Consider the following 456-nt stretch of genomic DNA (forward strand, 5'->3'; position numbering starts at 1 on the left):
GCCGGCCAAGCCCGCTGCGGCGGCCACGCCTGCCGCCGCGCCTGCCGCGGCCAAGCCTGCGGCGACCTGAGTCCCGCCAGGCCGCGCCAAGCCCGCGGCCTCTCGTAGGAGTGGCTTCAGCCGCGACCGAGCCTTGCCCGGTCGCGGTCGATCCAAAAAAGCAAGAGCTACTCCTGAAGTCGACCTGTCACGCCGTGCATCCGGCCGCGCAGCACGCCGCGCGGCCCGTGCCTTGGCTCAGCGCGCCCCGAAGCGCGCCCGGCAGCCGCCGTTGACCCACACCGTATTGCCTTCGTAGCCCCAGGTGCGGCCTTCCGCGCAGGTGGTGCCGGACAGCTGTTCGATCAGTTCCGGGCGGCCCTGGCGGCGGTCCCAGGCGCAGGTGCGCAGGCGCTTGTCGTCGCTGCTGCAGGTCACTGTGTAGCCGCTGTCCAGCGGCGGCCGGCCCGGCCCCCA

1 protein-coding gene is annotated in these 456 nt (G+C 73.9%); it reads right to left on the reverse strand.

Going from position 1 to position 456, the window contains the following annotated elements; translation table 11 throughout:
- Nucleotides 1–237: 237 nt before the first annotated feature.
- Nucleotides 238–456, reverse strand: a 219-nt coding sequence (locus D588_RS0121175; RefSeq protein WP_026143962.1) for a DUF3011 domain-containing protein, incomplete at its 5' end; no start/stop codon positions are given.

This window comes from Xanthomonas sp. SHU 308, assembly GCF_000364645.1.
Taxonomy (GTDB): Bacteria; Pseudomonadota; Gammaproteobacteria; order Xanthomonadales; family Xanthomonadaceae; genus Xanthomonas_A; species Xanthomonas_A sontii.